Genomic DNA, 21,058 nt, shown 5'->3' with positions numbered 1-21,058 from the left:
AGCCACATAAAACCGCTTATTTGGCTTTTTGTTGTGAAAAGGGTATATTTACCCTAACTTCACTTTGTCATTTAAGCTATATTAGATTTAGAAAACACGCATTATTTTACGGTAAAGGTGATATTTTGGCTAAAATTATTTCAATTTCAAACCAGAAAGGTGGTGTTGGCAAAACCACCACAGCGGTTAATCTTGCTGCTTGTTTGGGCGCCTTGGGCAAAAAAACTTTGCTCGTTGACGCCGACCCACAGGGTAACGCAACAAGCGGTGTTGCTATTGATAAGCGTAAGGTTACTGCCTCAACCTATGAAATTTTGGTTGACGGTGCTAAGGCAGAGAGTTGTATTGTTACAACTCCGTATGAAAATTTGCATATTCTGCCGTCAAGTCTTGACCTTGCCGCCGCTGAACTTGAAATTTCCGATAAAAAGGGCAGAGAGTCTATTTTAAAAAACGCTCTTTTGCCAATTAAGCAATACTATGATTACATAATCATTGACTGCCCACCGTCACTCGGACTTATTACAACTAATGCTCTTACGGCATCAGATACTTTTTTAGTGCCGATTCAGTGCGAATATTATGCACTTGAAGGTCTGACACAGCTTATGAGTACAGTAAGACGAATTAAAAGACAATACAACAACACTATTGACATTGAAGGTGTTTTGCTTACAATGTATGACGGCAGACTGAATCTTACACAGCAGGTTGTCGAGGAAGTTAAAAAATTCTTCCCTCGTAAGGTGTTTAAAACCGTAATTCCGAGAGGTGTAAGACTGTCGGAGGCTCCAAGCTTTGGTATGCCCGTAATTTACTATGACAAGAATTGCAAGGGAAGTATTACATACACGGAACTTGCAAAGGAAATAATAGCAAAGGAGAGAAGCTATGAGTAAAAAATTTGGCGGTCTTGGCAAGGGTCTTGATACTATTTTTGCCGAGAACGAAACCGAAGACAGCAACAGCTCCGTTATGCTGAAAATATCTGAAATCGAACCAAACCGCTCCCAGCCTCGTAAAGATTTTGACGAAAATTCATTATCCGACCTTGCACAGAGTATTTCACAACACGGACTTCTGCAGCCTTTGCTTGTTCGACCACTGCCAATCGGCGGCTATCAGATAGTAGCAGGCGAGAGAAGATACCGTGCTTGCAGAATGGCAGGACTTACCGAAGTGCCTGTTACAATTCGAGAGCTTTCGGATACAGAAACTATGGAGCTTGCGCTCATCGAAAATCTACAGCGTGAGGACTTGTCGCCGATTGAAGAGGCACTCGGTTACAAAGCGCTTATTGACGAGCATGGCTTTTCGCAGGAAGAAGTTGCAACATCAGTCGGTAAATCAAGACCTGCAATTGCAAATTCGCTAAGAATTTTAAAACTTCCGGACAGCGTGCTTGAGTATGTAAAGCAAGACAAAATTTCCGCAGGCCACGCAAGAGCATTGCTTATGCTTGACAACGAAGAAGATATGCTTGAACTTGCGGAACTTATCTATAAAAAAGATTTATCGGTTCGACAGGCGGAAAAACTTGCAAAGAAAAAGCCGGAAGTTGAGGAAGATACTCAACCGGAGAGAAAACCGTCTTTTTACAGTATGGTTGAGCTTGCACTGAACGAAAGTCTTGGCAGAAAAATCAAGGTAAATAAAAACAAAGGTAAGCAAGGCGGCGTACTTCAAATTGAGTTCTATTCAGATGAAGAGCTGACCGAGCTTTCAAATAAATTAAAATAGATATTTCTATTTGCCGTATGGCATATTAAAATATAATGAGAGGAAATGCAAAATGATTGATATTAAATTTTTAAGAGAAAATCCTGAGGCTGTAAAGCAGAACATAAGAAATAAATTTCAGGACAGCAAACTTGAACTTGTTGACAAGGTAATCGAGCTTGACGCTGAAAGCAGAGCAGTAAAGGCGCAGGCTGACGAGTTGCGTGCTAACAGAAACAAAATTTCAAAGCAGATCGGCGCTCTTATGGCTCAAGGTAAAAAAGAAGAGGGTATGGCTCTTAAAGAAGAGGTTACCCGTCAGGCTGAACAGCTTGCCGAGCTTGAAAAGAAAGAAGAAGACCTTTCGGCAAAAGTAACCGAGATTATGATGGTTATTCCACAGATGATTGACCCATCTGTTCCGATTGGTAAAGATGACAGCCAGAATGTAGAAATTGAGCGTTTTGGCGAGCCTGTTGTACCTGATTTCGAGATTCCGTACCACACAGACATTATGGAAAAACTCAACGGCATTGACCTTGACTCTGCAAGAAAGGTAGCAGGTAACGGTTTCTATTATCTTATGGGCGACATCGCAAGACTTCACAGTGCCGTTATCGCTTACGCAAGAGATTTTATGATTGACAGAGGTTTCACATACTGCGTACCTCCTTTTATGATTAGAAGTAATGTAGTTACAGGCGTTATGAGCTTTGCTGAAATGGACGCTATGATGTACAAGATTGAGGGTGAAGACCTTTATCTTATCGGCACAAGCGAACACTCGATGATCGGTAAGTTCATTGACACAATTAATAAAGAGGAAGACCTCCCTTATACACTCACAAGTTATTCGCCATGTTTCCGTAAGGAAAAGGGCGCTCACGGTATAGAGGAGCGTGGTGTTTACAGAATCCACCAGTTTGAAAAGCAGGAAATGATTGTTGTATGTAAGCCTGATGAGAGCAAAATGTGGTTTGATAAACTCTGGAAGAACACAGTTGACCTTTTCCGTTCAATGGATATTCCTGTTCGTACACTTGAGTGTTGTTCCGGCGACCTTGCAGACTTAAAGGTTCGTTCACTTGATGTTGAGGCATGGTCACCTCGTCAGAAGAAGTATTTTGAAGTGGGTTCTTGTTCAAACCTTGGTGACGCACAGGCTCGCCGTCTTAAGATCAGAGTTACAGGCGAAAACGGCAAATACTTTGCTCACACACTTAATAATACTGTTGTTGCACCTCCGAGAATGTTGATTGCATTCCTTGAGAACAACCTTAATGAGGACGGCTCAATTAATATTCCTGTTGCACTTAGACCATATATGGGCGGCAAAGAAAAAATTGAAGTTCCTACAAAATAATTAATTTCAAAAGGGAGGTCGTTTGACTTCCCTTTTGTGGTTTAATTCTAAATAATTGGTAGCATTAAATAAATTATGGTTTAACGCACGGTTAAGAGTGAATAATTAAAAATTTAGGTCAAGCCTTTTTAAAGGCTTGCGGGTTTGGGCAGAGCCCATAATATCTTCCGATATAACAATTTATTCGGCGCAAACAGCCTCGCTGTTTGCGTGCTAAAACTAAGTTTGAAAAAACAGGCGACAGCCATTAAAAAGACCTATTTTTTATTAATGGAATAACTAATTTGTTTTCTTATTGCTATCGCTTTTAAAGGCTAACGCTGTTGTGTTCAAGCCGCCAAACAGCAAGCTGTTTGGCTATCGTTAGATTGCGTAAATTGAAAGTATTTGTGGGCTGTGCCCACACCCACGACCTTTGAAAAGGTCGACCAAACTTTTATAATTACTTGGTGAACCGTCCCGTTAATTATAATTTACTCCATCTATTGAAAATTTTTTATTGAGGTGTTATGAACAGAAACGAATTTATAAACTATGTTCAAACTGCATACGGTGTGAAAGGCGATAACCCGTGGCAAAAAGATCCCGTGTCAACTGTTTTTCGTCATATTGGTAACAGAAAATGGTTTGCAATTGTTATGAGGGTTAAAAGATCAAGTTTAGGGCTGAATGGAGAAGAGTTGATTGATATAGTGAACTTTAAATGCGATAAAGTAATGGTTGGCTCTGCACTTGGTAATAAAGGCTTTTATCCTGCGTATCATATGAATAAGGAAAATTGGATAACGGCGGCACTTGACGGTTCGGCAAGTGAAGAGAATATAAAGTTTTTCCTCGACATTAGCTTTGAACTTACCGCTCCTAAAATTAAATAATAACAGAAAAACTGCAACCCGTAGTGAGTTGCAGTTTTGTCTTTGATTAGCTTATAAAGTGTGATAAGTTGGGTATCACTTGGGTGTTAAGTAAGATAATTAAAAATTTAGGTCAAGCCTTTTTATAGGTTGACAAACTTTTATAATTGGTAAGCAGACTTTCCTTTAGAACATAATTTTTAGGAAATCACAATACTGAAAACCTGTTTATCAAATGTTTCACGTGAAACATTGTTTAACAGTTACTCAAAATGTAATCAATCAGCACTGCTACTCCGTCGTTATCGGAGTCGGGAACAACATAATCGGCACATTCAATGCACTTGCGTGACGCATCATCGACAGCCGCTCCAAATCCCGATTCGGCAATCATATCCGCATCATTATCGGCATTGCCGCAAGCACAGGTGTTTTGCATATCAATGTTGAGCATTTCGGCAAGGTGAGATAGGGCAGAGGCTTTGGTTGCCGATTTATCCATAAGCTCAATGAAATGCTCGGACGAAGTAGTTATAAAAATATCTTCAACGGCATTTTCAAGCATAGTCCAAATTCTTTTCCTTGTCTGCGGGTCGGTAGAAATATATTCAATGCTGTCAAGCTCATTCTTGTGTTCAAATATAAACTTTCTCATATCTTCAATATGACCGTGCGATGCCTTTACATAATCTATGTATGCCTCGGTACAGCCGTATGCAAGCGGATTGTCGCTGTAACGCTTGTCGGTGTAAGTCAATCCGTCAACAAAAGCCTCCGAAATAATATCCTCGTCTTTCATAACATCAAGAATCTTAAGTACATCGTTTTCTTTAAGTGTAGCGGAATAAATCTTTTTTCCGTGCCGATCATAAATTGCGGCGCCGTTTGATGTAATCAAATAGTCAATACCCTCAATATCCAAGATGCTTTGCGGCATTGTGCCGAGGGGTCTGCCTGTTGCAATCGCAATGATTATGCCGTTCTCAATTGCTTTTTCAAGCGCAGATTTAACGGCAGGTGCAAGAGTGTTTTTGCTTGTGAGGGTTGTGCCGTCAAGGTCAAGTGCAAGTAATTTAATTTTGTTCATAGTCACCTCATATATTCTTAGGGCAAAAGCCGTCCATACAACAGCTTTCACATTTAGCGTTTCGTGCCGTGCAGACAGCTCTGCCGTGGAGTACAAGTCTGTGGCAAAAGTCATTGCTTTCTTTCGGGGGAAGCAGATCACGCAGAGCGAACTCTATTTTTTTCTGGTCTTTTAAATTGTGCAAACCAAGCCGCTTGGTAATTCGTATACAATGCGTGTCAACTACAACCGCAGGCTTGCCGAAAATATCGCCGCATACAAGGTTAGCGGTTTTTCTGCCGATACCCGGTAATTTTATTAAATCGTCAATATTGTCGGGAACAATGCCGTCAAAATCCTCGCAAAGCATTTTTGCCATTGCTACAATGTCTTTTGACTTTGTTTTATAAAGTCCGCACGATTTAATGTACTCGGCAACTTCTTCGGGAGTAGAATCTGCAAAGTCCTGTGCGGTTTTAAATCTCTCAAAAAGTGCGGGAGTAACTATATTTACCCTTGCATCTGTGCATTGCGCAGCCAGACGGGTGGCTATAAGAAGTTGCAAGGGGTCTGTATATACAAGGCTGCAAATTGCATCGGGGTACTCTGCTTTGAGCGCATCGACAGCCATAAGGGCAATTTGTTTTTTATCCATAATATCACCTCAGATAATAGTGTAACACAAAATAATTACTATTGCAATCAGCAGTAAAAACTGTTAAAATATAGATAGAAAGGGTGATTTTTTAATGTATAAAAACTGTGTTTTTGATTTATACGGAACATTAATTGACATAAACACAGATGAGTGGAGTATTGAACTTTGGGAGAAAATGGCAGTTTACTACGGATACAAGGGTGCAATCTATACTGCCGAAGAGTTAAACGAGGAGTACGGTAAACTTGTTGAGGCAGAGAAAAAGGCTGTACACAGACGACACAAGGACTACAGCGTTATCGACATTAAGATTGATAAGGTATTTAAAAAACTTTACAACCAAAAGGGCGTTAAGGTGACTAAGGCTGTTGTTGAGCAGACCTGCGCAGTATTCAGATGTTTTTCCACAAAGTATATTAAACTTTATGACGGCGTAACAGAAGTTCTTGACGCATTAAAGGCAAACGGCAAGAAGATTTATTTGCTTTCAAATGCACAGAGAAGTTTTACCGCAAATGAAATGGATATGCTCGGACTTACAAAATACTTTGACGGTATTTGCATCAGCTCCGATGAGGAGTGTTCAAAGCCTGACAGTCATTATTTTGAAATTTTGTTTGACAGATACGGACTTGAGAAAAGCGAGTCTGTTATGATTGGCAACGATTATATTTCGGATATAAAGGGTGCTCATGATTTCGGCATTGATTCGTTGTATATTCATCAGAGCATTTCACCTGAAATTGAGGGCGAGCTGCTTAGCAATTATAAGATAATGGACGGAGATGTTCATAAAATGAAAGAGCTTTTGCTTAAGGGAGAATAATTATGATAGGAATAATTTGCGCAATGCAGATTGAGGCAGACGGCATAATTGCGCTTATGGAAAACAAAAAGCAAAGGGAAATTGCCAAAATGACATTTACAAGCGGAACGCTTAACGGCAAAGAGCTTGTTGTTGTGGTTTGCGGTGTGGGCAAGGTAAATGCCGCTATGTGCAGTTTTGCAATGATTCAGAATTATAAGCCCGATTGCATTATAAACAGCGGCGTAGCAGGTTCGGTTTCCGAAAAAGTCAGTGTCGGCGACATTGTAGTGGCTGTAAATGTGGTCGAACACGATATGAATACAACAGCGCTCGGCGATTTGCAGGGTGAGGTTTCTTTCCCCGAGAGCAAGGTAATGTATTTTAATTGCGACGAAAAGATTGCCGACAAACTTTTTGCTTCTGCAAATAAACTTGAGAATACAAGAGTTGAAAAAGGAACGATTGCAAGCGGAGATATATTTATTTCGGAGCGTAGGAAAAGAATAAAGATAGGGGAAACCTTTAACGCCCTTGCGTGTGAAATGGAAGGTGCGGCGATTGCCCATATATGCTCAAGAACGGAAGTACCGTGCGGAATATTAAGAGCGATTTCCGATGACCTGAACGAAAACAAGGGAATGGACTTTGTAAAGTTCTGCGAAATGGCAAGTAAGAAAACGGTTGCCGTTATAAATGATTTTGTAAATAATATTTAATGAAAAATCCGAACACTTGTTAAAACGGTGTTCGGATTTTTGCGTAAAAGGGAAGAGGAAAGTTATTAACATCGAGTTAATAAAATGTTAAAAAATTTGAAACAATAATTTACACCGACTTTCAATAAAAAACATCTTATTAATTCACACAAAAAAATCCGACTTAAGTTAAAACCTAAGTCGGACAGATAATTAAAACAATATTAAACTATTTAATGATCATTCTTACGCAACCGTAAATACCTGCGTCATTGCCGAGGTCTGCAAGTTTAAAGAATGTATTTTTGCAAGCGTGGAACGCATATTCCTGATAATACTTCTGTACCTGCTCAATAAGGAAGTCGCCTGCCTTTGACATACCGCCGCCAATTACAAACACCTGTGGGTTTACTACGCAGGCAACAAGTGAAAGTCCCTTTGCAAGAATCTTTGCGGTTTCGTCAACCATCTTAATAGCAACCTCGTCACCGAGTTTTGCTGCGTCAAAGATTGCCTTTGCGGTAAGTTCCGGTGTGTTTCTGAGTACGGTTTCGTCATCGTGCTCTTCAAGATATTTCTTTGTTACTCTCGCAATACCTGTTGCAGACGCATACTGCTCAAGACAGCCGTGATTGCCGCAGCCGCAGGTTTCGGTTTCTCTTTCCTTTACACGAAGATGACCGATTTCGCCTGCCGCACCGTCACTGCCGGGAATAATCTTTTCGTTAATGATTACACCGCCGCCAACGCCTGTGCCGAGTGTTACCATTACAAGGTTTTTGTAGCCCTTGCCGCCGCCTTGCCACATCTCGCCGAGTGCCGCTACATTTGCGTCGTTGCCGACTTTAACCTTAAAGCCTGTCTTTCTTTCAAGCTCGATTGCTACATTAAATACGCTCCAGCCAAGGTTTACGCACTTATATACTGTGCCGTCATCGCCTACAGGGCCGGGAACGCCAACGCCGATACCTTCAATCTCTTTTTCGCTGATGTTCTTTTCGGCAAGTTTTGCCGCAATAGCCTCTGCAATATCGTTAAGAATATATGTGCCGTTTTCCTGTGTTCTTGTAGGAATTTCCCACTTTTCGATAAGGTTGCCCGAAGTTTCAAACAAACCGATTTTAATTGTTGTGCCGCCTATATCAACACCAAATGCATATTTTTTCATTATGTTATGCTCCTTTCAAGTCGTGAAATATTAAATTAGTAACATATACTATAATTTTAGTATTTTAACGGCTTTTTGTCAATATAAATTAACAGTTTTGATGAAATTTTTGCGGAAAACCGCATATACATTTGTGTAAATTTTGTTGTAATTTAAGGGGCAGTTGTGATATAATTTAAATACAGGTGTCTGTTGCCGTATGCGGTGCGGCAGATATTTCAAAATTAATACAGTATAATGAATATTGAAAGAATATTGAAAACGGGTGAGGTATAATATGGAAAAAAAGCTTACCGTAATTAAGGTGGGTACATCAACCCTTACATACGAAAACGGAAAAATCAACTATCGCCGTATCGAATCTCTCTGCAAAGTTATTGCTGATTTGCAAAACAGCGGTGAGCAGATAATTCTTGTGTCCTCCGGTGCTATCGGCGTCGGAATGGGCAAGGCAGGGCTTTCAGTTCGTCCCACAGAAACCAAGAAAAAACAGGCTCTTGCGGCTATCGGTCAGTGCGAGCTTATGTTTATGTATGACAAACTTTTCGGTGAATACAACCACTCGGTTGCGCAGATACTTTTAACACGCTATGCCGTAGAAACCGAGCAGAAAAAGCAGAATGTAATCAATACTCTTGATGAACTGCTTGATATGAATATTATCCCTGTAATCAACGAAAACGATACGGTCGCCATTGATGAACTTGAGGGCAACAACTTTGGCGATAACGATATGCTTTCCGCCATTGTTGCGGGTCTTGTCGGTGCGGATAAACTTGTTATTCTTACAGACATAGACGGTCTGTACGACGATAATCCACGCACCAATACAAACGCTAACAAAATTGATGTTGTGGGCAGAATTTCTCCCGAAATTTTTGAAATGGCGGCAGGCACAGGCTCAAACAGAGGTACGGGCGGAATGATTACAAAACTGCACGCAGCGGATTATGCAACTCAGCGTGGGGTAGAGTGCCACATTGTAAACGGTGCAAATCCGAATGTACTTTACTATGTATTTGACGGAATGAATGTGGGAACAAAGTTCCTTGCCAGAAAGGAGAATTGATATGACACAGCTTGAAATTATGGGTGCAAACGCAAAGAATGCCTCGGTGTTTTTGCGTACGGCGGGCAGTAAAAAAGACGATGCGCTTTTGGCTATTGCAAAGGCTCTGCGTGAGCACAGCGATGAAATTATAAAGGCGAACGAAATTGACATAGAAAACGGGAAAAACGCCGGTCTTACAGAGTCTTTACTCGACAGATTAAGACTTACTCCCGAGCGTATAAACGGTATGGCGGAGGGCGTTGAACAGGTAGCCGCTCTTGCCGACCCAATCGGTAATGTTCTTGAGGGCAGAACTCTCAAAAACGGACTTAATATTGAGAAAGTAAGAGTACCGATGGGCGTTATCGGCATCATATTTGAGGCTCGTCCGAATGTTACTTCGGATGCGGCGGCACTTTGCCTTAAGGCAGGCAGTGCGGTAATTCTGCGTGGCGGTAAAGAGGCTATCAATTCAAACCTTGCCGTTTCGGAGATTATGAGAAACGCTGTTGAAAGCGTTGGTTTTCCAAAGGATTGTATCGCACTTGTTAAGGATACATCAAGACAGAGCGCAACAGAGCTTATGCAGTTATCCGATTATCTTGATGTGCTTATTCCCCGTGGCGGCGCAGGACTTATTCGTTCCGTTGTCGAAAACGCAAAAGTACCTGTAATCGAAACAGGTGTAGGCAACTGCCATATTTATGTTGACGAAAGTGCAGATGTGCAGATGGCGGCAAACATTATTTTTAATGCGAAAACTTCCCGTCCGTCTGTATGCAATGCAATTGAAACAATCCTTGTCCACAAGAATATTGCTCAAAAGGCTTTACCTGAAATAAAGAAACTTCTCGATACAAAGAATGTGGAGATAAGAGGCTGTGAAACCACAAGAAAAATCCTCGGCGACAGCGTTATACCTGCAACCGAGGAGGATTATGCAAAGGAATTTCTCGACTATATTCTTGCCGTTAAGGTTGTGGACAGTCTTGATGACGCTATAGACCATATTGCAAAGTACAGCACGGGTCACAGCGAAAGCATAATTACAAATGACTACAACAACGCAAATAAATTTACCGCCTGCGTTGATTCGGCAGCAGTGTATGTAAATGCATCAACCCGTTTTACGGACGGCGGAGAGTTCGGCTTGGGTGCGGAAATCGGAATTTCCACACAGAAACTCCACGCAAGAGGTCCTATGGGCCTTAATGAGCTGACAAGCTGTAAATTTATTATAAGAGGCAACGGTCAGATCAGATAATTACATAAGCAAATACATCAATGCAAGCAAAAGCGACGGGTCGGCTTTTTCGCCTGAAAGCAAAAGCAGCAGGAGCAGAATCAGACTTTGCTCTTTGTCGGCGAGCAGAAAATCCACAAGACTTTTCTGCTGACCCTGCGCTTTGTTTTCTTGTTTATTATCTGTTTTTTGCGGAGTATCTTCGGGCTTTTTTTCAGGCGGTTTAGGCTTTTTCTCACGCTCCGTCTGATGCGGTGGGCGAGAGTGCATTTGTTGCGCACGGCGCAGAGCCTCTTCTTCAAACGATGCCAAATTATCACCTCCAAAGGTTGGGTGTTAATATTACTTTGGGGATTTGTTAAATGCGGTTCTTTATTAAAAGTTTGGGGTAATTACGGTTTAGCGCACTGCTTAGGCTAAATAATTAAAGATTTAGGTCAAGCTTTTTTATAAAAAGAAACCATAGATTGCGTAAGCGGAAAGTATCTGTGGGCTTTGCCCACACCCACGACCTTTGAAAAGGTCGACCAAACTTTTATAATTGCTTTATACAGCAATTTGCTAAATCGTAATTTTTAAATGTTACCGCAACATTTAGAGCAGAACCTAGTGTTCGGGTAAGAGATACTATTGAAAAGATTAAGTTAAATAATAAAAAGTTTTGAGTTTTTTCAAAATATATTTATATCTTTGAGCAGAGGGAGAATTTTGAACAGCTTAAGCATTTTTTCGGCTTTATCAAGTTTTTCCTGTTTTTCACAAGATAAAAACGGGCGCAGAGCATTTAAAAGCCTTGTTGTATCGTCCTCACAGCCGATTGATTTAACGGCGGGCAGAATTTTAATAAGACTTTTTGCAATGTCGTCGTTCATAAAATCCGTGGGCAGGGAAAGCTCGTTTTTCTTTTCGGGAGGCTGTGGTTTTTCGGGTGCGTTTCCTGAAAGACCGAGCTGCTCGCCGAGGCTTTGCACCTGTCGCAAAGCCTCGGGATTGCTGAGTATTTCGTTTATTTTATCCTGAATATCTGCCATGGCGGGTTTTACTTCCCCTTTCTCAGCATTTCAATTATTGCTTTTGCCTGCGGGCTTTCCAAAAGCTCTTTTGTTTTTTGCGGGTCGTTTAAAATTTCCTCCACTGTTTTTTGAGTTTTACTGTCGGCATTTTTAAAAATGCTGTTTGCATTGCCCTTTTTTGCAGCGGATTTCAGCTCGTTTTCCGACAGGTTGAGCTGTTGCGACATTTGTTTAAGCATATCCTGCATATTCTTATTATCAGCCATATAAACACCTCGGATAATAATATGCGTATTTATATATTTTTATAACACTTAGCTTTAGTTTTGCGGAGGTAAGTATGAGAATTTTAGTTTTGTCCGATACACACGGAGATTTTAACAGAATGATGAAAGCCGTTACCGAGCAGCCGACTGCAGAGGTTATTATTCACTGCGGCGACGGCGAAGAACAGGTTGAATATTTAAAACAGAATTTTAAGGATAAAATGGTTGTCGGTGTGCGTGGCAATTGCGATTGGGGCAGTATGCTGCCTGCGACCGAAACCTTGAGAATAAACGGAAAGACAATTTTTATAACCCACGGTCATTTGTATAACGCAAAGGTGGGACTTTACACAATTATGTGCGCCGCACGAGAGGCAAAAGCTGATATTCTCTGCTTCGGTCATACTCACTCTGCGCTTTCTATGTACGAGGACGGACTTTATGTTCTTAACCCGGGCAGCTGCGGCGGATATATGGCAAGCTACGGAATAATTGATATTACCGACAAGGGTGAAATTATTACCAATACCGTAGCTGTAAAATGATTTTTGTAGCATTATGAACACTTTTGTGTTATACTAAAATAAGGTCGGGAGGCGAAAGGTTGAATTACACGGATTTTGAGTTTGACGAGGCTTTAAAGCAAAGGCTTGACAGCCTGTATTCACAGAACAGACAACCTCACGCAATAGTAATTGAGGGCGCAGACGCTGAAAAATGCAAGGGGCTTGCAACCTTTCTTACAATGAGGGCGGTGTGCAGAGCCGAAAATAAGCCTTGCGGAAAATGCGAGCAGTGCATAAAAGCAAGGGAAAAGGTGCACCCCGACATTTACTATGCCCAACCTGAAAAGAAATCGCAGATTTATTCCATTGAGCAAATGCGAGATATTATTGAAAACGCAAGTATTCGCCCGAATGAGGCGGATATAAAGATTTTTGTGTTTGAAAGTGCAGATACAAGGCTTTCGCCTGTGGTACAAAATTCATTTTTGAAGTTGCTTGAAGAACCGCCGCAGAATTGCCTGTTTTTGTTGCTTTGCAAAAATTCAAGAGGATTGCTCAACACTATTTTGTCACGCTGTACCGTGCTTACCGTTAAAGGTGAAGAAAGCTACAGCGAGCAAGCAACCGAGCTTGCAAGAGCGGTGGCAGAGGGAACGATTGCGCCGAGCGAGTGGCAGTTGCTGTCGGCATTGACAGGCTTTTCCGACAGAAAACTTGCAGACGAAACCCTTGCCGTGCTTACGGTGATTTTCAGAGATTGCATAGCGGTTGCACGGGGGATAAGTGCGAGAATAGACGGTCAGCTTGCGCAAAAGCTGAATAAAAGAATAACTACGGGTATGGCTTTGCAGCTTGTAGAGGCAACCGAGCTTGCAAGGCAGAAAATACCGCAGAATGTAAATATGGATTTGCTTTCCGCTTTTTTGAGCGGGGAGTACAGGAGGATAATATGGCAGAGGTAATCGGAGTCAGATTTAAAGAAGTCGGCAAGGTCTATTACTTTGACCCGCTTGATAATAAGTTAAGCGCCGGCGATATGGTAATTGTAGAAACCGCAAGAGGTCTTGAGTGCGGTAAGGTTGCCACACCGAATAAAACCGTTTCTGATGAAGAGCTTGCGTATCCGCTCAAGCCGCTTATCAGAATTGCAACCGAAAATGACCTTCGTCACCTTGAGGAAAACAAACTTAAGGAGAAGGAGGCATACAGAATTTGCGAGCAGAAAATTGCAAACCACAAACTTGAAATGAAGCTCGTAAGCGTTGAATGTACTTTTGACAATAGTAAAATTTTGTTTTACTTTACAGCAGACGGCAGAGTGGATTTCAGAGCGCTTGTAAAGGATTTGGCGTCTGTATTCAGAACAAGAATCGAGTTAAGACAGATAGGTGTGCGTGACGAGGCAAAAATGCTCGGCGGACTCGGTGTATGCGGAAAACCGTTTTGCTGTGCAAGTTTTATGGGCGAGTTTCAGCCTGTTTCAATAAAAATGGCAAAGGAGCAGGGGCTTTCGCTTTCACCCGTAAAGATTTCGGGTACTTGCGGCAGACTTATGTGCTGCCTTAAGTACGAGCAGGACGCATACACAGACCTGTTAAAGAAAACTCCTAAGGTTGGCGCAATAGTAAATACACCTGACGGAAAAGGTCTTGTAGTGGAAAACAACCTTATTGCCCGCACGCTTAAGGTTAAACTGAACAACACTCCGCCCGAAGCACCGGCAAAGACTTTTAATGTAAAGCAGTGCAAAATTGTTAAAGACGGCTACATTAAAGTCGATAAAGAAGAAATGGAAAAATTAAAGGGGTTAGAGTAAACTAACCAAAAATACCTTTTGGAAAATATTTATTTTTGAAAAATGTTCTAAAAATATTGCATTTTTAAAAATATATGTTACAATATAGGTGTAATATTTCACAGGAGGTGTTTTTGAATGGCATACCAGATTAGTGATGAGTGCATCAAGTGCGGAGCTTGTGCTGAGGAGTGTCCTGTAAGCGCAATTTCTGAGGGCGATGACAAGTATGTTATCGACGCTGATGTTTGTGTAGAGTGCGGAGCATGCGAGGCAACTTGCCCGGTAGGAGCACCTGCTCAGGCATAAGTTAATACTTAATGGAATTTAAAGACAGCAAGGATTTTTCCTTGCTGTTTTTTGTTTGGGCTTTTATAAAAAGTTTGGAGAAATTTATTGAAAAAAGGTTTTGTACTAAATGTTGGGGTAACAATAATAAATTATGGTGGTTCTTTATCAAAAGTTGGGGTAAATTGTGGTTTAGCTGATTGCTTTATCAAGCAATTATAAAAGTTTGGTCGACCTTTTCAAAGGTCGTGGGTGTGGGCAAAGCCCACAAATACTTTCCGTTTATGCAATCTAACGATAGCCGAACAGCTCGCTGTTTGGCGGCTTAAATACAACGGCGAAAGCCCATAAATGCGATAGCAACAAAAAAGCCATTCATTAAACAATAAATAAGCAAATTCTTTTCTAAAAGGCTACCGCCTGTTTTTTCAAACCCGGTGCAAGCACGCAAACAGCGCGGCTGTTTGCGCCCAATAAATTGTTAAATCGGAAGATTTTTATGGGCGCTGCCCAAACCCGCAATTTTTGAAAAAATTGAGTAAACTTTTTTGTTTTTGGGAGGATAATTTAGCGTTAGCTAAATTTCAATGCCCGACCGACACTCCGCTAAACCACAATTTACCCACCATAAAAAAGTACTTTTAAAAAGGCTTGACCTAATTTTTTTATTTTTAGTGACAGCTAAAGACTAAATTTACTCATCATTTAGAACAAAAACAAAAACGCAAGGACAAAAGCCTTGCGTTTTAAAATTATTCAAAAAAATTAATATGTATAAATGTAATCGTCAGGAATTTCAAAAGGAGTAATAGGAACAAGATCATTTGGGGTATCGGAATCATCATCTGAGCTGTCATAGTTTGAATCAGTATCAGTTGATTCTGCGGCTGTGTTGCTCTCCTCAGTATAACTGTTGTTTTCAGGTTCAATAACTTCTTCAATCTCTTCTTTGCCTTCGTCAATTATTGTCTGAGCTTCCTGTTCAAGCTTATCCTTTGCTTCTTTTTCTGCCTGTTCAATAGCGTCGATTCTTGCAGAATATTTATCAATCAAATCTTGAATTTTTGTTTTTAATTCTTCAAACTTTTCGCTTGAAAGAACGGCATCTTTTTCGCTGTTGAGTTTATCAAGCAGTGTAGTAAGTTTGTCCTTGCAAGCTTTGAGTTTTGTTTTGTCTGTGATTTTCTCAACCTCGTTTAAAGTGTTGTCGCTAATAACCTTTTCATAGTAGGTCACAAAGTATGATTTCATCTGCTCAAGGTCAGATTGATACTCCTCTTTAATTTTCTCAACAGGCTCATTATTTTTTAGATAGTCAGTCAAATCATTTTCAAGATTTTTGATGATTATAATTCGTTTATCTCTGTCGCTTTCATTTACAAAGGTATCATATTTTCCTTTAATGTCAGAAAGTATCTGCTCTATCTGTTGTTCCTTCACATTTTTGTTATAAACATTTACACCAACAACTGTGCCTCCTGCAATTAATGCAACAGCAAGAACGCAACAAATTATTATTACTACCTTTTTTGTACTCTTTTTCATATATAGCCCTCCGATTCTATTGTATATCTATAAAAATAAGTTAATTTTCTTTAAAAAATATATTAGCATTAGATAAACGAATTGTCAAGTCTTACGATGAAATATGTATTTTGTTTTTGATGTTTTGTCTTGCTATTGACAAAAATACCCAACACAATTATAATTGTAGCAACAGATGTAATGGGGTGTTGGAATGAAAAAATTTGATCCGGCTGTTTATAAAAAGCGTAAATGCGAGTGCCTTGACAAGTGCTTTCAGGCTTTTATGGATAACGGACTTGAAAATACAGGTTTACAGCTTTTGTGCAAATATTGCGGATTTAAAACTAACCAAGCATTATATCACTATTTTGAAAGTAAAGATATGATAATTACCGAATCTGTACAGTATGCAATGATAAAATTTGAACGAGAATTTATGAAGAAAGCACCTCGTTCAAGAGCGGATTTAAAAAATTATCTTGAAAAATTTCCACGCTGGATGCAGAAAAACTACGGCGAGCATATGCGATTTGTATATCAGGTATATACTTCTCCGAAATATAAAAAACAGGGCTATGATTTCTTTTCGGGTATTCCGAAGAGATACGATACATTCATTCATCATATAGCCAAAAACCTTGATGTTTCTTTTGAAAGCATACAAGCGCTGTACTATCTTTACATAACATCAACACTTCAATTTGCACTTTTTAAAGATGAGGTTTACCTTGATGTAGAGGTAAATGCTATTTATAATATGTGTCTTGAAGTTTTTGAGGCAGAGGACAGGAAAAAACTTAACAGCATTAATACTTAATTTATAAATTTAAAATTATGATTTAGCAAATTGCTTTATCAAGCAATTATAAAAGTTTGGTCGACCTTTTCAAAGGTCGTGGGTGTGGGCTAAGCCCACAAATACTTTCCGCTTACGCAATCTAACAATAGCCGAACAGCTTGCTGTTTGGCGGCTTGAACAAATAGGCGAAAGCCTTTGCGAGAGCAATAAAAGAAAATACACTTCATTTACAGTCAACGCAATGCGTTGACTGTGTTTTGTGCATTTCTGATTACAGCCTGTTTTTCCAAACTTAGTTTTAGCACGCAAACAGCGAGGCTGTTTGCGCCGGATAAATTGTTATATCGCAGGATATTATGGGTGCTGCCCAAACCCGCAAGCCTTTAAAAAGGCTTGACCTAAATTTTTAAATTATTTACCCAAAGTTATGCAATATTTAAATAAATACATCCGTCTGTAAAAAAGCAGACGGATTTTTTATGTTTTATAAACTGTCCTTATAAAATTTACGAAAATTGTCTATTTTAATAGTGACACTATTGTTGTATAATGGGAACATCACAAGATAAATGTTGAACTGTTCAGAAATTTGAGGCGTGATTTAATGACAAAAAAAGCTGTTTTAATAAATGACCTTTCAGGTCTTGGAAAATGCTCGCTTACTGCGGCTATACCCGTGCTTTCCGTAATGGGTATTCAGGCTTGCCCTATGCCGACTGCGGTGCTTACAAGCCAGACCGGCTTTAAGAGTTTTTACTGCAACGACTGCACCGACAAGCTCGATTACTACACATCGGAATGGAAAAAACTCGGTTTTCAGCCCGACGGCATTTACACAGGCTTTTTATCAAGCGAAAAACAGGTTGATAAAATTCTTGATTTCATAAACAGCTTTGAAACAGAGAACACGCTTGTACTTGTGGACCCTGTTATGGGTGACGGCGGCAGAACCTACAGCCTTTTTACAGACGCTCTTGCCTGTAAAATGAAAAAATTGGTGACGGTTGCCGATGTTATTACACCGAATCTTACAGAGTGCTGTATTCTTTGCGATGTTGATTACTGCGAATTTATAAAAAATGCCGACAAGCCCGATTTTATGGACAAAATCGCAGAGCTTGGCAAGAATTTGCTTAATCGTTATGGCGTAAAAATCGTAATAATTACGGGCATTGATCACAAAGATATTGACGGTACAATGTATGTGCAAAATCTTATTGCATCCAAAGATGAGGTGTTTAGTGTAAGCTGTAAAAAAATAGGCGGCAGCTATTCGGGTACGGGAGATTTGTTTGCCTCGGTAATGTTTTCCGGACTTTTAAGAGGCGACACTTTGAGAGATACCGTTAGTCTGGCAGTAAAATTCATAGAAACTTCTTTGCGTGATACCGTAGCGTTGGGTATTGACCGCAATGAGGGCATTGAGTTTGAAAAACACTTAAAAATACTTTTGTGAGGGATAACTATGGAATCAAATACAATTTCAAAATCTAAGTCAAAAATTAATGTAAAGCTCATTGCAATTACAGCAATGTGTGCGGCTTTGGTAACAGTTACAACTGCGTTTATTAAAATTCCGTCAATGTTCGGATATTCACACGCAGGCGACTCAATGATTTATCTTGCCGCAAGCATTTTGCCCGGTCCTTACGGTATCATTGCCTCATCAATCGGCGGTGCGCTTGCAGACTTGATTTCCGGTTATCCGCAGTGGGCAATTCCTACTGCTATCATCAAGGCTTTTAATGCTGTTCCGTTTGTTCTTTGCAGAATGGCTATGAAAAAACACGGCAAGGACAACAAGATTATTAACTGGTCATCACTTTTAATGCTTATTCCGACTACTATGGTTACAGTCGGCGGTTACTTCATTGCGAACGGTCTTATGTATGGCTTTGAAGGCGCAGTTGCAGAGCTTGCTACTTGGTGGTTACAGCCGGGTATGGGCGCATTAATCTTTATAGTTCTTGGTTTTGCCCTTGACAGAATTGATTTTAAGAAAAAACTTGCTTTAAAATAAGCATATTTGCTTATTTTTGAAATTTGGAGTATAATAAATGGAAAACAGATTTGAATTAAATAAAAACCTTGCGCAGATGCTCAAGGGCGGAGTTATTATGGATGTAACAACTCCCGAACAGGCTAAGATTGCCGAGGCTGCGGGTGCGTGCGCAGTTATGGCATTAGAGAGAATTCCTGCTGATATTCGTGCGGCAGGCGGAGTTTCTCGTATGAGCGACCCTAAGATGATTAAAGGTATTCAGAACGCAGTTTCTATTCCTGTAATGGCAAAGTGCCGTATCGGTCATTTTGCAGAAGCACAGATTTTACAGGCAATTGAGATTGACTACATTGACGAAAGCGAAGTTTTATCTCCTGCAGATGATAAGTATCACATTGATAAAACCGCTTTTGATGTACCTTTTGTATGCGGCGCCAAAGATTTAGGCGAGGCATTAAGAAGAATCAACGAGGGCGCATCTATGATTCGTACAAAGGGCGAGCCTGGTACAGGCGATGTTGTGCAGGCTGTTCGTCATATGAGAATGATGCAGTCTGAAATTCGCAGAATCGCATCTATGGCAAAAGATGAACTCTTTGAAGTTGCAAAGCAGTTACAGGTTCCGTATGATTTGGTTTTGTATGTTCACGAGAATAAGAAATTGCCTGTTGTTAATTTTGCTGCCGGCGGTGTTGCTACTCCTGCTGATGCTGCGCTTATGATGCAGCTCGGCGCAGAGGGTGTATTTGTCGGCTCGGGTATCTTTAAGTCGGGTAATCCCGAAAAAAGAGCGTCTGCTATTGTTAAAGCTGTTACAAACTTTAATGACGCTAAAATGCTTGCTGAACTTTCAGAAGATTTAGGCGAAGCTATGGTAGGAATTAACGAGCAGGAAATTGAAATCCTTATGGCTGAAAGAGGCAAATAATTATGCAGATAGGTGTACTTGCTTTGCAGGGAGCTTTTATCGAGCACGAACAAATGCTTGCAAAACTCGGTGTGTCCTCTTTTGAAATCCGTTGTTTAGATGATTTGAAAAAGCCGTTTGACGGTCTTATAATTCCGGGCGGCGAAAGCACCGTTATCGGAAAATTACTTTTTGAACTCGGGCTTTTTGAGCCGATTAAAAAGTTGCTCAATGACGGACTGCCGACTTTTGGCACTTGCGCAGGCTTATTGCTTTTGGCCGACAGCATAGAGAATGATACAAGAAAGTATTTTTGCTCTATGAATATTGAGGCCGTAAGAAATGCCTATGGCAGACAGCTCGGAAGTTTTTATGCCGAAGACAGCTTTGCGAACGAAGGAAAAATTCCTATGACTTTTATACGAGCTCCATATATAAGCCGAGTTGGCGACGGTGTAGAAGTTCTTGCTCAAGTTGACGGAAAAACAGTAGCGGCAAGGCAGGGGAAACAGTTGGTAACTGCTTTTCACCCTGAATTAAATAATGATTTAACCGTACATAATTATTTTATAAAAATGATTAACGGAGAAATATAATGTATTTATAAGGGAGAAGAAAATAAATGGCTGACATACTTTATGTTTATAAAACATCAATTTATGCTAATCTGACTAACAAATGCCCGTGCAGATGCACTTTTTGTATTCGCAATAATACCGATGCAATCGGTAATGCAGATACACTGTGGCATAAGCACGATCCGAGCATTGAAGAAATCAAAAAAGCTGTAGATGATTTTGATTTTACAGGCTTTAAAGAACTTGTGTTCTGCGGTTACGGCGAGCCTACCAATGCTCTCGATAATCTTATTGCTACTGCGCAGTATGTCAGAGAAAAGCACCCGGATATTAAGCTAAGACTTAATACAAACGGTCTTGGTGATGTTATAAACAAAAAGCCTGTTGCAGAGATTTTGTCAAAATACATTGACTCTGTATCAATCAGTCTTAACACCTGTTCGTCAGAAAAATATGACGAGGTGTGCAGACCTGTATTTGAAAATGCATATGAATCAATGCTGAAATTTGCGGCAGACGCAAAAAAATACTTTGGTCACACTCAATTCTCAATAGTCGATACTATTCCACAGGAAGATATAAAGGCTTGTCAGAAGATTGCTGACGATATGGGAATTCACCTTAGAATAAGAAAATATTCCGCTTAAAAAAATATAAACCGCTCATTGACCTTTTTGTGGTGACCCCCAAAAGTTAGATTTGAAAGCGTAGTGGCTTTTAGCTGCTACGCTTTTGTTATGCAACTAAGGCAT

The 21,058-nt window shown here is 40.2% G+C and carries 25 protein-coding genes; 18 read left to right on the top strand and 7 right to left on the bottom strand.

The genetic code is table 11. The features are described 5' to 3' along the window. Positions 1 to 125: 125 nt before the first annotated feature. The 4 genes from I2E21_RS11470 to I2E21_RS11455 all read left to right on the top strand — a co-directional run bounded on the left by I2E21_RS11470 (position 126) and on the right by I2E21_RS11455 (position 3,957). The gene (locus tag I2E21_RS11470) at positions 126 to 899 is read left to right on the top strand and encodes an AAA family ATPase (protein ID WP_117706661.1); all 774 of its coding nucleotides are present in this window, start codon (positions 126 to 128) and stop codon (positions 897 to 899) included. Further along, complete coding sequence (locus I2E21_RS11465) at positions 892 to 1,740, top strand: ParB/RepB/Spo0J family partition protein (protein ID WP_186936374.1); 849 nt, start codon at positions 892 to 894, stop codon at positions 1,738 to 1,740. The genes I2E21_RS11470 and I2E21_RS11465 overlap by 8 nt, the downstream gene beginning before the upstream one ends. Before the next feature lie 52 nt (positions 1,741 to 1,792). Continuing rightward, positions 1,793 to 3,082: a serine--tRNA ligase gene (serS, locus tag I2E21_RS11460; RefSeq protein ID WP_195411415.1), complete on the top strand. Its 1,290-nt coding sequence runs from the start codon at positions 1,793 to 1,795 to the stop codon at positions 3,080 to 3,082. 509 nt (positions 3,083 to 3,591) lie between these two features. Then, the gene (locus I2E21_RS11455) at positions 3,592 to 3,957 is read left to right on the top strand and encodes an MmcQ/YjbR family DNA-binding protein (protein WP_195411414.1); all 366 of its coding nucleotides are present in this window, start codon (positions 3,592 to 3,594) and stop codon (positions 3,955 to 3,957) included. A gap of 235 nt (positions 3,958 to 4,192) precedes the next feature. On the opposite strand, the gene I2E21_RS11450 is transcribed toward I2E21_RS11455, so the two are convergent. Both I2E21_RS11450 and nth read right to left on the bottom strand, forming a co-directional pair. Next, positions 4,193 to 5,023: a Cof-type HAD-IIB family hydrolase gene (locus tag I2E21_RS11450; protein ID WP_195411413.1), complete on the bottom strand. Its 831-nt coding sequence runs from the start codon at positions 5,021 to 5,023 to the stop codon at positions 4,193 to 4,195. 7 nt (positions 5,024 to 5,030) lie between these two features. Next, positions 5,031 to 5,657, bottom strand: a complete 627-nt coding sequence (gene nth / locus I2E21_RS11445) for an endonuclease III (protein WP_022234777.1) — start codon at positions 5,655 to 5,657, stop codon at positions 5,031 to 5,033. A 94-nt stretch (positions 5,658 to 5,751) separates the two neighbouring features. On the opposite strand from nth, the gene I2E21_RS11440 reads away from it, so the two are divergent. Continuing rightward, complete coding sequence (locus tag I2E21_RS11440) at positions 5,752 to 6,486, top strand: HAD family hydrolase (RefSeq protein ID WP_195411412.1); 735 nt, start codon at positions 5,752 to 5,754, stop codon at positions 6,484 to 6,486. A gap of 2 nt (positions 6,487 to 6,488) precedes the next feature. Then, a complete protein-coding gene (locus tag I2E21_RS11435; protein WP_195411411.1) occupies positions 6,489 to 7,184 on the top strand; it encodes a 5'-methylthioadenosine/adenosylhomocysteine nucleosidase in 696 nt (231 codons plus the stop codon). A 208-nt stretch (positions 7,185 to 7,392) separates the two neighbouring features. On the opposite strand, the gene I2E21_RS11430 is transcribed toward I2E21_RS11435, so the two are convergent. After that, a complete protein-coding gene (locus tag I2E21_RS11430) occupies positions 7,393 to 8,331 on the bottom strand; it encodes an ROK family glucokinase (RefSeq protein WP_022234780.1) in 939 nt (312 codons plus the stop codon). Positions 8,332 to 8,608: 277 nt separating this feature from the next. Here I2E21_RS11430 and proB point away from each other — a divergent pair, with 277 nt between their 5' ends. Then, positions 8,609 to 9,400: a glutamate 5-kinase gene (gene proB, locus I2E21_RS11425; RefSeq protein ID WP_195411410.1), complete on the top strand. Its 792-nt coding sequence runs from the start codon at positions 8,609 to 8,611 to the stop codon at positions 9,398 to 9,400. Between the two features lies 1 nt (position 9,401). Further along, positions 9,402 to 10,646, top strand: coding sequence for a glutamate-5-semialdehyde dehydrogenase (locus I2E21_RS11420; protein ID WP_022234782.1), 1,245 nt, complete (start codon positions 9,402 to 9,404; stop codon positions 10,644 to 10,646). Here the strand turns inward: I2E21_RS11420 and I2E21_RS11415 are convergent, their stop codons facing one another. The 3 genes from I2E21_RS11415 to I2E21_RS11405 all read right to left on the bottom strand — a co-directional run bounded on the left by I2E21_RS11415 (position 10,647) and on the right by I2E21_RS11405 (position 11,904). Next, complete coding sequence (locus I2E21_RS11415) at positions 10,647 to 10,937, bottom strand: hypothetical protein (protein ID WP_022234783.1); 291 nt, start codon at positions 10,935 to 10,937, stop codon at positions 10,647 to 10,649. A gap of 359 nt (positions 10,938 to 11,296) precedes the next feature. After that, complete coding sequence (locus I2E21_RS11410) at positions 11,297 to 11,656, bottom strand: hypothetical protein (protein WP_195411409.1); 360 nt, start codon at positions 11,654 to 11,656, stop codon at positions 11,297 to 11,299. An 8-nt stretch (positions 11,657 to 11,664) separates the two neighbouring features. Next, entirely contained in the window at positions 11,665 to 11,904 is a 240-nt protein-coding gene (locus tag I2E21_RS11405) for a hypothetical protein (RefSeq protein ID WP_022234785.1), read from the bottom strand. A gap of 74 nt (positions 11,905 to 11,978) precedes the next feature. Here I2E21_RS11405 and I2E21_RS11400 point away from each other — a divergent pair, with 74 nt between their 5' ends. The 4 genes from I2E21_RS11400 to I2E21_RS11385 all read left to right on the top strand — a co-directional run bounded on the left by I2E21_RS11400 (position 11,979) and on the right by I2E21_RS11385 (position 14,514). Then, positions 11,979 to 12,449, top strand: coding sequence for a metallophosphoesterase (locus I2E21_RS11400; RefSeq protein WP_022234786.1), 471 nt, complete (start codon positions 11,979 to 11,981; stop codon positions 12,447 to 12,449). Positions 12,450 to 12,508: 59 nt separating this feature from the next. After that, positions 12,509 to 13,372, top strand: a complete 864-nt coding sequence (locus I2E21_RS11395) for a hypothetical protein (protein ID WP_186936381.1) — start codon at positions 12,509 to 12,511, stop codon at positions 13,370 to 13,372. Continuing rightward, the gene (locus I2E21_RS11390; RefSeq protein WP_022234788.1) at positions 13,360 to 14,226 is read left to right on the top strand and encodes a stage 0 sporulation family protein; all 867 of its coding nucleotides are present in this window, start codon (positions 13,360 to 13,362) and stop codon (positions 14,224 to 14,226) included. Before I2E21_RS11395 ends, I2E21_RS11390 begins: the two co-directional genes overlap by 13 nt. A 117-nt stretch (positions 14,227 to 14,343) precedes the next feature. Further along, a complete protein-coding gene (locus I2E21_RS11385; RefSeq protein WP_022234789.1) occupies positions 14,344 to 14,514 on the top strand; it encodes a 4Fe-4S binding protein in 171 nt (56 codons plus the stop codon). 744 nt (positions 14,515 to 15,258) lie between these two features. Here I2E21_RS11385 and I2E21_RS11380 read toward each other — a convergent pair. Further along, on the bottom strand, positions 15,259 to 16,038 hold the full coding sequence (locus I2E21_RS11380; RefSeq protein ID WP_195411408.1) for a hypothetical protein: 780 nt from the start codon (positions 16,036 to 16,038) through the stop codon (positions 15,259 to 15,261). Positions 16,039 to 16,231: 193 nt separating this feature from the next. Between I2E21_RS11380 and I2E21_RS11375 the strand changes: the two genes are divergently transcribed. The 6 genes from I2E21_RS11375 (at position 16,232) to I2E21_RS11350 (ending at position 20,953) form a co-directional block, all read left to right on the top strand. Continuing rightward, positions 16,232 to 16,837, top strand: a complete 606-nt coding sequence (locus I2E21_RS11375) for a TetR/AcrR family transcriptional regulator (protein ID WP_186935237.1) — start codon at positions 16,232 to 16,234, stop codon at positions 16,835 to 16,837. 586 nt (positions 16,838 to 17,423) lie between these two features. Then, complete coding sequence (locus I2E21_RS11370; protein ID WP_195411407.1) at positions 17,424 to 18,275, top strand: pyridoxamine kinase; 852 nt, start codon at positions 17,424 to 17,426, stop codon at positions 18,273 to 18,275. A gap of 9 nt (positions 18,276 to 18,284) precedes the next feature. Then, entirely contained in the window at positions 18,285 to 18,839 is a 555-nt protein-coding gene (locus tag I2E21_RS11365) for an ECF transporter S component (protein WP_022234021.1), read from the top strand. A 37-nt stretch (positions 18,840 to 18,876) separates the two neighbouring features. Further along, complete coding sequence (gene pdxS, locus I2E21_RS11360; protein ID WP_117705433.1) at positions 18,877 to 19,749, top strand: pyridoxal 5'-phosphate synthase lyase subunit PdxS; 873 nt, start codon at positions 18,877 to 18,879, stop codon at positions 19,747 to 19,749. Between the two features lie 2 nt (positions 19,750 to 19,751). Beyond that, positions 19,752 to 20,324, top strand: a complete 573-nt coding sequence (gene pdxT / locus I2E21_RS11355) for a pyridoxal 5'-phosphate synthase glutaminase subunit PdxT (protein ID WP_195411406.1) — start codon at positions 19,752 to 19,754, stop codon at positions 20,322 to 20,324. Between the two features lie 26 nt (positions 20,325 to 20,350). Continuing rightward, the gene (locus tag I2E21_RS11350; RefSeq protein ID WP_195411405.1) at positions 20,351 to 20,953 is read left to right on the top strand and encodes a TIGR04100 family radical SAM protein; all 603 of its coding nucleotides are present in this window, start codon (positions 20,351 to 20,353) and stop codon (positions 20,951 to 20,953) included. Positions 20,954 to 21,058 lie beyond the last annotated feature (105 nt).

The sequence above is a fragment of the Ruminococcus sp. BSD2780120874_150323_B10 genome (assembly GCF_015553695.1).
Classification (GTDB): Bacteria; Bacillota; Clostridia; order Oscillospirales; family Acutalibacteraceae; genus Ruminococcoides; species Ruminococcoides intestinale_A.
The sequence above is the reverse complement of the archived record's forward strand: the minus strand, read 5'-3'. Positions and strand labels throughout refer to the sequence as shown.

Coding starts and splice junctions, on each gene's coding strand:
- I2E21_RS11465 (WP_186936374.1), top strand. CDS start 892: ATGAGTAAAAAATTTGGCGGTCTTGGCAAGGGTCTTGATACTATTTTT.
- serS (WP_195411415.1), top strand. CDS start 1,793: ATGATTGATATTAAATTTTTAAGAGAAAATCCTGAGGCTGTAAAGCAG.
- I2E21_RS11455 (WP_195411414.1), top strand. CDS start 3,592: ATGAACAGAAACGAATTTATAAACTATGTTCAAACTGCATACGGTGTG.
- I2E21_RS11450 (WP_195411413.1), bottom strand. CDS start 5,023: ATGAACAAAATTAAATTACTTGCACTTGACCTTGACGGCACAACCCTC.
- nth (WP_022234777.1), bottom strand. CDS start 5,657: ATGGATAAAAAACAAATTGCCCTTATGGCTGTCGATGCGCTCAAAGCA.
- I2E21_RS11440 (WP_195411412.1), top strand. CDS start 5,752: ATGTATAAAAACTGTGTTTTTGATTTATACGGAACATTAATTGACATA.
- I2E21_RS11435 (WP_195411411.1), top strand. CDS start 6,489: ATGATAGGAATAATTTGCGCAATGCAGATTGAGGCAGACGGCATAATT.
- I2E21_RS11430 (WP_022234780.1), bottom strand. CDS start 8,331: ATGAAAAAATATGCATTTGGTGTTGATATAGGCGGCACAACAATTAAA.
- proB (WP_195411410.1), top strand. CDS start 8,609: ATGGAAAAAAAGCTTACCGTAATTAAGGTGGGTACATCAACCCTTACA.
- I2E21_RS11420 (WP_022234782.1), top strand. CDS start 9,402: ATGACACAGCTTGAAATTATGGGTGCAAACGCAAAGAATGCCTCGGTG.
- I2E21_RS11410 (WP_195411409.1), bottom strand. CDS start 11,656: ATGGCAGATATTCAGGATAAAATAAACGAAATACTCAGCAATCCCGAG.
- I2E21_RS11405 (WP_022234785.1), bottom strand. CDS start 11,904: ATGGCTGATAATAAGAATATGCAGGATATGCTTAAACAAATGTCGCAA.
- I2E21_RS11400 (WP_022234786.1), top strand. CDS start 11,979: ATGAGAATTTTAGTTTTGTCCGATACACACGGAGATTTTAACAGAATG.
- I2E21_RS11390 (WP_022234788.1), top strand. CDS start 13,360: ATGGCAGAGGTAATCGGAGTCAGATTTAAAGAAGTCGGCAAGGTCTAT.
- I2E21_RS11385 (WP_022234789.1), top strand. CDS start 14,344: ATGGCATACCAGATTAGTGATGAGTGCATCAAGTGCGGAGCTTGTGCT.
- I2E21_RS11380 (WP_195411408.1), bottom strand. CDS start 16,038: ATGAAAAAGAGTACAAAAAAGGTAGTAATAATAATTTGTTGCGTTCTT.
- I2E21_RS11375 (WP_186935237.1), top strand. CDS start 16,232: ATGAAAAAATTTGATCCGGCTGTTTATAAAAAGCGTAAATGCGAGTGC.
- I2E21_RS11370 (WP_195411407.1), top strand. CDS start 17,424: ATGACAAAAAAAGCTGTTTTAATAAATGACCTTTCAGGTCTTGGAAAA.
- I2E21_RS11365 (WP_022234021.1), top strand. CDS start 18,285: ATGGAATCAAATACAATTTCAAAATCTAAGTCAAAAATTAATGTAAAG.
- pdxS (WP_117705433.1), top strand. CDS start 18,877: ATGGAAAACAGATTTGAATTAAATAAAAACCTTGCGCAGATGCTCAAG.
- pdxT (WP_195411406.1), top strand. CDS start 19,752: ATGCAGATAGGTGTACTTGCTTTGCAGGGAGCTTTTATCGAGCACGAA.
- I2E21_RS11350 (WP_195411405.1), top strand. CDS start 20,351: ATGGCTGACATACTTTATGTTTATAAAACATCAATTTATGCTAATCTG.